The 11,032-nt window shown below is 67.0% G+C and carries 8 protein-coding genes; 5 read left to right on the top strand and 3 right to left on the bottom strand.

The genetic code is table 11. The annotated features are described in order from the left end of the window. On the top strand, window positions 1-1,421 hold a 1,421-nt coding region (locus tag ACLP4W_RS12175), incomplete at its 5' end, for an AMP-binding protein (protein WP_442386370.1). Then, complete coding sequence (locus ACLP4W_RS12170; protein WP_442386369.1) at window positions 1,414-2,205, top strand: SDR family NAD(P)-dependent oxidoreductase; 792 nt, start codon at window positions 1,414-1,416, stop codon at window positions 2,203-2,205. The genes ACLP4W_RS12175 and ACLP4W_RS12170, both read left to right, overlap by 8 nt. Window positions 2,206-2,257: 52 nt before the next feature. Here ACLP4W_RS12170 and ACLP4W_RS12165 read toward each other — a convergent pair whose 3' ends face one another. The 3 genes from ACLP4W_RS12165 to ACLP4W_RS12155 all read right to left on the bottom strand — a co-directional run bounded on the left by ACLP4W_RS12165 (window position 2,258) and on the right by ACLP4W_RS12155 (window position 4,895). Continuing rightward, entirely contained in the window at window positions 2,258-3,418 is a 1,161-nt protein-coding gene (locus ACLP4W_RS12165) for an NDMA-dependent alcohol dehydrogenase (RefSeq protein ID WP_442386368.1), read from the bottom strand. A gap of 92 nt (window positions 3,419-3,510) precedes the next feature. Next, window positions 3,511-3,972, bottom strand: a complete 462-nt coding sequence (locus ACLP4W_RS12160; protein WP_442386367.1) for an SRPBCC family protein — start codon at window positions 3,970-3,972, stop codon at window positions 3,511-3,513. Window positions 3,973-4,013: 41 nt separating this feature from the next. Then, window positions 4,014-4,895 carry a rhomboid family intramembrane serine protease gene (locus ACLP4W_RS12155; RefSeq protein WP_442386366.1) on the bottom strand — a complete coding sequence of 294 codons (882 nt, stop codon included), beginning with the start codon at window positions 4,893-4,895 and terminating at the stop codon, window positions 4,014-4,016. 113 nt (window positions 4,896-5,008) lie between these two features. Here ACLP4W_RS12155 and ACLP4W_RS12150 point away from each other — a divergent pair, with 113 nt between their 5' ends. The 3 genes from ACLP4W_RS12150 (at window position 5,009) to ACLP4W_RS12140 (ending at window position 11,028) form a co-directional block, all read left to right on the top strand. Continuing rightward, on the top strand, window positions 5,009-5,383 hold the full coding sequence (locus tag ACLP4W_RS12150; RefSeq protein WP_442386381.1) for a nuclear transport factor 2 family protein: 375 nt from the start codon (window positions 5,009-5,011) through the stop codon (window positions 5,381-5,383). Window positions 5,384-5,483: 100 nt separating this feature from the next. After that, entirely contained in the window at window positions 5,484-5,717 is a 234-nt protein-coding gene (locus ACLP4W_RS12145) for a hypothetical protein (protein ID WP_442386365.1), read from the top strand. Between the two features lie 472 nt (window positions 5,718-6,189). Continuing rightward, entirely contained in the window at window positions 6,190-11,028 is a 4,839-nt protein-coding gene (locus tag ACLP4W_RS12140; protein ID WP_442386380.1) for an HAD-IC family P-type ATPase, read from the top strand. Window positions 11,029-11,032 lie beyond the last annotated feature (4 nt).

The raw sequence follows: 11,032 nt of genomic DNA, 5'->3' as shown, positions 1-11,032 counted from the left end.
CCCTGCTGGCGCGCATGCCGGCCGGCAGCGTCGTGTCGTTCATGCTGCCGAACTGGCACGAGGCCGCCGTCATCTACCTGGCCGCGACGCTCGCCGGGATGGTGGTGAACCCGATCCTGCCGTCGCTGCGCGATCAAGAAGTCCGCTTCATCCTCGAAGATGTCCGAACCGCGGTGATTTTCGTGCCGCACCAATTCGGCGGCCATGACTACGCGGCGATGCTCGCACGCGTGACCACGTCGATGACGCCGGCGCCCAAAGTCGTGGTGCTGCGCGGCGAAGCTGGTCCACACACGCCGTACCCGGCGCTGCTACAGCATCGGCTGGATGGCGCGCAGCTGCCGGCGCTGAATCCCGACGCCGTCCGGATGGCCCTCTACACATCCGGCACCACAGGCCGCCCCAAAGGCGTCCTGCACAGCCATAATTCGATGCATGCGCTGATCCGCCAGATCCGCGACCACTGGATGGTCGACCCGGGCGACACCTTCCTGGTCCCGTCGCCGATCGCCCACATCGGCGGATCGATTTACGCGTTCGAATGCCCGCTGCTGCTAGGCACGACCGCGGTCTTGATGGACCGGTGGGATCCGTCAGCGGCCATCGCGCTGATGAACAGCGAGCGGTGCACCCACATGGCCGGGGCCACACCCTTTCTGCAGCAGCTGTTGTCCGCCGCCGAGCGCGCTGGCACCCGCCTGCCCGACTTGAAGGTGTTCATCTGCGGCGGCGCGTCCGTGTCGCCTTCGCTGATCCACCGCGCCGCACAGTATTTCGACCAGGCGGTGGTCACCCGGGTGTACGGCTGCACGGAAGTGCCCGTCGCGACCATCGGCGCACCTCGGCGAGACGAAGCCGACCACGCCGCGGGCACCGACGGAAGGCCCGGCATCGCCGAGATCAGACTCGTCGCACACGAAGCCGCGCCGGCCGGTGACGGTGAAATCTGTGTGCGCGGCCCGCAGATGCTGCTGGGTTACCGGCATCCCGAGGACGACGTCGATTCTTTCGATGCCGCAGGGTTTTTCCGCACCGGAGATCTTGGGCGCTGGGTCGATGACCAGTATCTCGTCGTGACCGGCAGGGCCAAGGACGTCATCATCCGCCACGGTGAGAACATCTCGGCCAAGGAAGTCGAGGACCTGCTCGCCGACCACCCCGGCATCGCGGAAATCGCGGTCATCGGGCTGCCCGACGAGCGCACCGGAGAACGGGCTTGCGCTGTGATCGTGCCCGCGGGTACGGCGAGGCCGGACGTCGCGAGCCTGCTTGCGCTGCTGAAGAGCAAGGGCGTCGCGAAATTCAAGGCGCCAGAACAAGTGGTCATCTGGGACACGTTGCCGAAGAACGACGCCGGTAAGGTGCTGAAGCATCGAATCCGAGCGGCTTTAACACAGGCGGAGACAAAGGCGGATGGGTGAGATGCAGGTCGCAATCGTAACGGGAGCAAGCAGCGGCATCGGCTTCGGATGTGCAACAAAACTTGCCGAGATGGGCATGGCGGTCGTCGGCACGGGCCGCGATCAGGACCGGTTGGCCGGGCTGGAAAAGGCTGTCGGGTCTATCAGCGATCCGGATCGCGTCGCAACAATCGCTGTCGACTTGACCCATGACGACGCGCCGCGACGCATCGTGGACCTCGCGGTCGCCCGGTGGGGTCACATCGACTTCCTGATCAACAACGCCGGAGTGGGCAACCCCAAGCCGCTACACGAAACCGACGACGAAACACTGGACCATTTCCTGGATTTGATGCTCCGCGCGCCGTTCAGGCTCGCGCGCGACGTGCTGCCACATATGGGACCCGGATCGGCGATCATCAACATCACATCGACTTTCGCGGTCATCGGCGGACTGCGCGGCGGCGCCTACTCCGCGGCCAAGGGCGGGCTGACCGCGCTGACCACCCACATCGCCTGCCAATACGGGGCATCCGGCATCCGCTGCAACGCAGTCGCGCCCGGTGTGACGCTGACACAGATGGTCGAGAAACGCTTAAAGGATGAGCGATTCCGCAAGATCAACACCGAGATGACCCCGCATCAGCGGTTGGGCACCATCGATGACACTGCCAGCACCGTCGCGTTCTTGTGCTCGCCGGGCGCAAGTTTCATCAATGGGCAAACGATCGTTGTCGACGGCGGGTGGAGCTCGACGAAGTATCTTTCCGAGTTCGCGTTGTCATCGGAGTGGATCGCGCGGTAAATCTCTTTGCGGCGCTGGACTTCCCTCCACCGACTGGGTTGAGCCGGGTTGATTAGAGGCCGGCGAAATCGACAATGCCGCGAATGTTGCGGCCTTCCCGCAGGTCCGCGAACGCCTCGTTGATCTGGTCGAGCGTGTAGTGGCGGGTGACCAACTCGTCGAGTTTCAAAGCGCCGGCCCGATACATTGACAAGAGCATCGGCACGCTCGTGCGGGGATTCATCCCGCCGTAGAGCGCTCCTTTGAGTTGTTTGGCCGACAGCACCATCTCCTGCAGGACCAGCGGAACCAGCGGCTCGGTGAAAGGGGTAATGCCGGTGACCACGCACGTCCCGCCCTTCCGAAGCAGCGTCATCGCCAGCGGGATCAAGTCCACATGCACAACGCCGGGAGTCACAACCACGCGGTCGGCCATCAAGCCCGCCGTGATGTCCTTTACCAGCGGTATCGCCTCCTCGGCGGAGGCGGCGGTATGCGTGGCACCGAAGATCTTGGCCGAATCCCGCTTGTACTCAATGGGATCCACTCCGACCACATAGGTTGCACCGGCTGCGCGCGCTCCTTGCAGGGCGTTCATCCCGACGCCGCCGATGCCGATCACGACGACGGTATCGCCAGGTTCGGTGCCGGCCGAGACCGTCGCCGAGCCCCAGCCCGTGCTGACACCGCACGAGACCAGCGAGGCGGCATGGAACGGGATCGCGTCGTCGATCTTGATGACGGACCGTTCCGATAGCACCGCATACTCCGCGAACGTGCCGAGTTGACCATAAGCCAACAGGTTTTCATCGCCGAGATGCCGGCGACACGTTCCGTCGGTGGGCATCTCCTTCACGAACAGACTCGCGCCGGCATCGCAGATGTAGCTCTGACCGTTGACACAAAATCGGCAATTACCGCACGCGGGAATGAACGACATCGCCACTCGGTCCCCCGGTTGCACCGTCGTCACGGCCGGACCTACATCTTCGACGACACCAGCGCCCTCGTGACCACCGAGCAGCGGGAACCAGTCTGGCGCCGGCAGACCGCTTGCGGCCAGCACCTCGGGGGTCGGCACCACGTCGCCGGTGAACAGATGCTCATCGGAGTGGCAAATTCCGGCAACGGCCATCCGTACCAGGACTTCACCCCTGTGCGGCGGGTCAAGGTCAACGTCGCGGACCTCCCAGTCCCTGCCGACCCCGCGCAGCACAGCGGCACGACACTTCATTGCAACCTCCTTGACGATGGTGTGCGGCCAAACGGGCGCAGGGACCGCACACGGGCTACGGCGGTCATGCTAGAGCGTCGAACCCAGGCCGTTCACGCGGATTCGAAGTGGCGCCGGATGCCCGCCAGCATCGCGATGTGCGCCTTGACCGCCTCGCGCGTCGTCATCGGGGCCAGCGGCCTGGGCGCGGCTATCCGTATCCGCTCGGTCAGACGGGTGCCGCCGTCGGTCGGCGCAAAACTCACGGTTCCGCGCAGGTGCACCCCGGGGGACTGGTCGGCCTCGGTGATCACGTCACCATCGGCGGGGACGTGCAGCCGCGCCCGGTAGGTGATTCGCATAGTGAACGGCCCCAACGGAATCCGATCTATCACCCGGTAGCTCTGCAGGTAGCCGTCCGGCGTCTCGGTACGCGACGTGGCTTGCACGGACACGATCAGCGGGTGCACGAGTTTGATGTTGTCCAGATCCACGTAGAAATCGCGGACGTCGCCCGGTGGCGCGGGTACCTCTTCGGACAGCGTCCGTTCGGCGTGGGCGACCCACCAACTCATGGAAGACAACCTACCCGGCAACCCAACCCGGCCAACGCCGGTCAGCCCAGGTTGAGCGGCCCGCCGAACTGCGCGAGGAGATCGGCTGTGCGCCACCAGATCAGCCCGGCAAACACGGCCAGGAAGCCGATCGTCACCGCGGCCTGGATCAGGTTCCGGCTTTCCCTCGGCGGATAAACGTAGGCCGCGGCGACCAACCCGCCCGTAACGAGCCCGCCCACGTGTCCCTGCCAGCTGATCTGCTGCGAACTGAACGCCGGAATGACGAAGGTGAAGACCAAGTTGATCACGATGACTGCGACAACCCAGCGGACGTCGAGGGCCAGCCGCCTTCCCACGACGAATGTGGCACCGAAAAGGCCGAAAATTGCGCCCGAAGCTCCCGCCGTCGCGGTGTTGAGCGGCGACAGCAGGTAGACCAGCACCGAGCCACCCAGCCCGCTCAACGCGTACAGCGCGCCGAAGCGCAGTCGGCCCAGCCACATCTCGAGCGGCGGACCCACGACATACAGCGCCCACATGTTCAGCAGCAAATGCGTTGCGCCGTAGTGCAAGAACGCCGCGGTCACCAGTCGGTACAGCTGACCGTCGGCGACGGCCGGTGGCCACAGCGTTAGTTGCTTCTCCAGGTCCCCCGACGCCATCTCCACGACGAAAGTCATGACGTTGATCGCGATCAGCGCATAGGTGACCACCGGCGTGGCCGACCGCTGCCGCCCGCCAAAACGCGTCCGCGGCTGTCGAACCGTTCGGGCACCCGCCGCAACGCACTCCACACACTGGTGACCGACCGCGGCGTCGCGCATGCAGTCCGCGCAGATGTACCGTTCGCAGCGGTTGCAGCGGACGTAGGTCTGGCGGCCGGGATGGCGGTAACAGGTCGGCGCCGCGGGCGGCGACTGCGGTGCGCTGGGTGCACTCATCGCACCATTGTTGCCCCCGTCGACCGCCGCCGTGCGGCGCTTTATCGAAGGTGTTCCTGGTGTTTCCTTCGACCGCTGCGTTGCCCTACTGTGTTTTCCGTGGAGTCACCGATGTGACTGGGGCCGGCACCGGCACGGTTGAGCGCTACCTGGAGTGCCTGGCCGCGCACGATTGGGATGGCCTGGCCGCAACGATCGCGGACGAAGGCTTGACCCGCGAGGGACCGTTCTGCGACGTCGTCGAGGGCAAGCGGCACTACGTCGCCTACCTGCGCAAGGTACTTACCGATCTCATGGGCCACCGGGTGGAAGTTCAGCGAGTGTCGCACGTGAATTCGCGGGTGTCATACGTCGAGTTGACTGAGACGTTCGAGATCGACGGCGTTCCCGCAACCTGGCCCGAATGCATCCTCTTCGAGCAGGGCAACGACGGCCTGATCTCTCACGTCAGCGTGTTTTTCAAGCAGCGTGGGGCCGCCACGCCCTAGCGGTGCCGCACGATTTCCGCGGCGATCAGATGGTTCACGACATTCGCACCCGGTAAGCGAACTATTCCCTCACTCGCGGAATTGACCTAACGTGGCATGGGTGGAGTCACACGGAACCCCGGAATTGGTGCCCGTCGAAAAATTGCACTCAGGCGACCCCATCACCGATGTCAACGGTGGCGGTCAGCGGTACATAGTGCTCGAGTCGAAAGCCGTCGGCGACAGCTGCGTGGTCCTCGAACTCGAGTCCAGAGTGGACCATCAGCTGCAAGTCATCGAGAAATCCTTCCCCGCCGGGTACCACTTCGGCAGGGCACACCACCGAATTTTGTAGCAGGACTTTCTAAAACAACACTGCGATTCGTGGCCTATCGACGGCTACCACGCATTCACGCTATTCGGCGTACGCAGTGACTTCTGCAAATGCGAAGCCGCGGCCGAGAACACCAATTGTTCGGCGGATAAATACAACGGAGTGTTCCGGTCGTTGTGTGCCCCGGGCCTCCAAGGGTTGGTCGTGGGTTGGTCGTGCGGCCGCGCACCCCCGAACCCACGCAACGCCCTGACCGCTGAGTCACCGCGACCACCGTCTTCCGCGACGCACGCTCGTTCAGCACGTTTGGTTGTGCCCTTAACCCGGTAACCTTTCTGCCAGGGAAGCGATTGCACCCCGGCTAACTTGAGCGAATCCCGAGCCGCCAGCGTCACTGGTGTCATCGCACGGCCGTTCTTCCTGCCCATATATGGACAGGTCCCTGACACGCCAGGATTATTAGGCGCGTTAGATGCAATCGAAGGGTGACGGAGTGAAGATTCCGGGTGTGGCCAGCGTCGTCGCGGGCGTGACCGGCGGAGCCGCACAGGTAGTGCGGGCCGGCGTGTCCACCGCGGCCGGCGCGGCGGGCGCCGTGCAGATGCTGGCCAGCCCGGTCGTGGAGCTCGCCAACCCGGTGATGCAGTCGATGGCTCAAACGACGGGGCGCGCGATTGGGATAAGCAATTCCTCGAACGGCTCCTCAAACGGCGTCACGCCGCCCGTGCGCTGGCAGAGCGGGCGGCGCGTGCATCTGGACCTGGATCCACTGCTGCCGTTCCCCCGCTGGCACGAGCATGCGGCGGTAGTCGAGGAACCGGTCCGCAGGATTGCCGGGGTGGCCTCGGCCCACGTCGAGGGCTCACTTGGCCGGCTTGTCGTCGAATTCGAGAGCGGAGCGGACAGTGGCCGCGTCTTGGACGAGGTGCGGGAAACGGTTTGTGAAGTGGCCGCCGACCTGGCTACGACGGGACCGAAGTCGGCGCCCCGGACCGCACCATTCGCCGACCCGGGCAACCCGTTGGCGATTCTCGTCCCGTTCTCCGCTGCGGCGATGGACGCCATGGCGATCGGCGTCGCGGTCACCGGCTGGCTGGGCCGATTGCCCGTCGCGCCGCGAAGCGCCCGTGCTGCGGCCGCTCTGCTGAATCACCAACCGCGGGTGGTGGCCGTGCTGGAGTCACGGCTGGGTCGAGTCGGCACCGACATCGCACTCAGCGCTTCGACCGCCTTGGCCAACGGCCTGACCCAGGCGGTCGGCACACCACTGATGGACCTGGCGCAACGCAGCCTTCAGGTCTCCGAGGCGGCGGCTCATCGCCAGAGATGGCGAGAGCGCGAGCCGGAACTGGCCTCGCCTAAACGGCCGCAAGCCCCTGTGGTCCCCGTCATCTCGTCGGCCGGACCCAAGTCGCAGGAACCACGGCACAACTGGGCGGCCGCGGCCGCGGGTGACGCTTCCCACGTCGTGGTCGGTGGGGCCATCGACGCCGCAATCGACACCGCGAAGGGATCGATGGCGGGGCCGGTGGAGGAGTATGCCGGTCAGGCCGCGAACGCCTCGCTGCTTGCGGCGGCCGGTGCTCTGCTGGCCGGAGGCGGCCCCGACGACGCGGCGGGCGCGCTGCTGGCCGGCGTGCCCAGAGCGGCGCACGTGGGCCGGCAGACGTTCGCCGCCGTACTGGGCCGCGGGCTCGCCAACGCCGGACAACTGATCCTGGACCCGGGCGCCCTGCGCCGGCTGGATCGCGTGAAGGTGGTCGTCATCGACGGGGCAGCGCTGCGCGGCGACAACCGCGCCGTGCTGGAGGCGCGGGGAGACGTACCCGGCTGGGACGAGGACCGGGTTTATGAGGTCGCCGACGCGCTGCTGCACGGTGAGGAGGCACCCGAGCCCGACCCCGATGAGCTACCGGCCACCGGAGCTCGCCTGCGCTGGATTCGGGCGCAGGAGCCGTCGGCGGCGCCCGCGCAGGGTCTCGAACATGCCGACCTGGTGGTCGATGGCGAACGCGTGGGCAGCGTCGACGTGGGATGGGAGGTCGACCCGTTCGCGATCCCGCTGCTGCAGATCGCGCACCGAACCGGAGCCCGCGTGGTTTTGCGCCACGTTGCGGGGACCGAGGATCTGACCGCCAGCGTCGCGGTGACTCATCCGGCGGGCACGCCGTTGCTGAAGTTGGTGCGTGACCTGCGGACGGATCGCGGACCCGTGTTGCTGATCACCGCAGTGCACCGGGACTTCGCATCGACCGACACGCTGGCGGCGCTGGCCATCGCCGACGTTGGGGTGGCACTCGACGATCCGCAAGCCGCGACACCGTGGTCAGCGGACATCATCACCGGTACCGACCTGGCCGCGGCGGTGCGGATTTTGTCGGCGCTGCCGGTAGCCCGGGAGGCCACGGAATCGGCGGTGCGTCTTGCAAAGGGCGGCAGCACCCTGGCCGGGCTGCTGCTGGTCACCGGTGACCCGCGCACCGCCAGCCCGTTCGCGATACAGCGTTGGCTCAATCCGGTCAACGCCGCCGCCGCGGCCGCTTTGATACAGGGAACCTTCTCGGCCACCAGGGTGCTCCGGCTGCCCGATCCCACGCCGCAGCCGGTGACCGCATGGCATGCCCTGGACCCCGAGATCGTCTATTCCCGGCTGGCCAGCCGCACGCGTCCCCTGGCCGTCGAACCCGGTGGCGCGCCCTGGCGACAGCTTCTGGACGACCTGTCCTACAACCCTGTCGTGGCGCCGCTGCGCGGACCGGCAACCCAAGTGGGTCGGCTGCTCGGGGCGACGCGGGCCGAGCTCGCCGATCCACTGACCCCCATCCTGGCCGTGGGAGCGGCGGCCTCGGCGATCGTCGGCAGCAGCGTCGACGCGTTGCTGGTCACGGGCGTGATGACCGCCAACGCACTGGCCGGTGGGTTGCAACGGTTGCGGGCCGAGGCCGCGGTCGCCGAGCTGTTCGCCGAACAGGACCAACACGCGCGCCGCGTGGTTCTCCCCACGGTGGCGACGGCGCACCGCCGGCTGGAAGCGGCCCGGACCACCGAGCGAACGGTGACGGTGAGCGCGAAATCGCTGCGCCCGGGTGACATCATCGACCTGGCCGCGCCGGAGGTGGTACCGGCGGATGCGCGCCTGCTGGTGGCCGAAGACCTCGAAGTCGACGAATCGTTCCTCACCGGCGAGTCGCTGCCGGTGGACAAGCAGGTTGAGCCGGTCGCGGTCGCCGATGCCGATCGGGCCAGCATGCTGTTCGAGGGAAGCACCATCGTCGCCGGGCATGCCCGGGCGATCGTCGTGGCGACCGGTGCCGGCACCGCTGCGCAGCGCGCGATTTCGGCGATCGCCGACGTCGAGTCGGCGGCCGGTGTGCAGGCCAGGTTGCGCGAGTTGACCGGCAAGGTCCTTCCGCTGACGCTTGCCGGCGGCGCAACGGTGGCGGGCTTGGCCTTGGCGCACCGCGCGACGCTGCGTCAGGCTGTCGCCGACGGCGTCGCAATTGCGGTGGCGGCCGTGCCCGAGGGCCTGCCGCTGGTGGCCACCCTGGCCCAGCTTGCCGCCGCCCAGCGGCTGTCGCGGCGTGGAGCGCTGGTCCGCACGCCACGTGCCGTGGAAGCCTTGGGCCGCGTCCAGACGGTGTGTTTCGACAAGACCGGCACACTCACCGAAAACCATCTGCGCGTGGTGTGTGGCGTGCCGCACGGGGCCAGTGCGGCGGATCCATTCCCCAAGGCGACCGACCCGAGGGCCGCAGAGGTGTTGCAGGCCGCCGCCCGCAGCAGCACCCAGCCCCATAACGGGCAGGGGCATGCGCATGCCACCGACGAGGCAATCCTCACGACGGCCAATTCCATTGACGGCCAATGGGCTTCGAAGTGGAACGTGCTGGCGGAGGTACCGTTCGAGTCCAGTCGTGGGTATTCCGCCGCGATCGGCACCTTGAGCGCTAGGGCAAAACCGATGCTGATAGCCAAAGGTGCTCCGGAGGAAATCCTGCCGCGTTGCCGCTTTGCCGATCCGGACGCCGACCGAGACCATGCGGAGTCTTTGGTATTGCGCCTGGCCGGGCAGGGACTGCGGGTGTTGGCGGTGGCGCAGCGCCGCTGGGAGCACGGGATGGGCGAGGAGGACACCGACGCCGACGCCGTCGACGCCGCCGCGCACGACCTCGAGTTGATCGGCTACGTCGGTTTGGCCGACACCGCGCGAGCATCGGCGCGGCCACTGATCGAGGCGCTGGTGGAGTGCGGACGCAGGGTGGTGCTGATCACCGGCGACCATCCGGTGACCGCACGGGCGATCGCCCATCAATTGGGGCTGCCATCGGATGCACAAGAGGTGACCGGTGCCGAACTCGCCGCCCTCGACGAGGACGCTCGCGCCAAAGTCGCTGCCGACGTACAGGTTTTCGCCCGCGTCAGCCCGGAACAGAAGGTACAGATCGTCGCGGCGCTGCAGGCCTGCGGGCAGGTAACCGCGATGGTCGGCGACGGGGCCAATGACGCTGCCGCAATCCGGATGGCCGACGTGGGCATCGGGGTGAGCGGTCGCGGTTCGTCGGCCGCACGCGGGGCCGCCGATATCGTGTTGACCGACACGGATCTGGGCGTGCTGCTCGACGCGCTGGTCGAAGGCCGCGGCATGTGGGGCGGCGTACGGGACGCGGTGAGCATCCTGGTCGGCGGCAACGTGGGTGAAGTGCTCTTCACCATCATCGGGACCGCGTTGGGCACCGGCCGAGCGCCGGTGGGCACCCGTCAACTGCTGTTGGTGAACTTGCTCACCGACATGTTTCCCGCGCTTGCGGTTGCCGTCACCCCGCAGTACCCCCAGCCCGAAGAGACTTCCGAAGAGGCCGGTGCCGGAGTCGACCGCGACGCCGAAGAGCTGCACCGTGCGTTCCAGCGTGCGACGCTGTCCGAACCGGCGCCTTCACTCGACGCACCGCTCATGCGACAGATCATCACCCGTGGCGCCGTCACGGCCGCCGGCGCGACGGCGGCGTGGGCCATCGGGCGTTGGACTCCGGGCACCGAACGCCGCACGTCCACAATGGGACTCACCGCGCTGGTGACGACGCAGCTCGCACAAACCCTGTTGACGCGCCGCCACAGCCCGCTCGTCCTGGGGACAGCGCTGGGCAGCGCGGGTGTGTTGGTCGCCATCGTCCAAACTCCGGGCGTGAGCCATTTCTTCGGTTGCACCCCGCTCGGACCGGTCGCCTGGTCGGGCGTGATCAGCGCCACCGCAGGCGCGACAGCCGTCTCGGTGCTGGCACCCAATTGGCTGGCCAAGCGGGTCGCCGCGCTCGAACCCAAAGAGGACCAATAGGCGA

This window comes from Mycobacterium sp., from assembly GCF_052145595.1.
Taxonomy (GTDB): Bacteria; Actinomycetota; Actinomycetes; order Mycobacteriales; family Mycobacteriaceae; genus Mycobacterium.
Note: the sequence above shows the minus strand (reverse complement) of the source record. Positions and strands in the feature narration are given on the sequence as shown.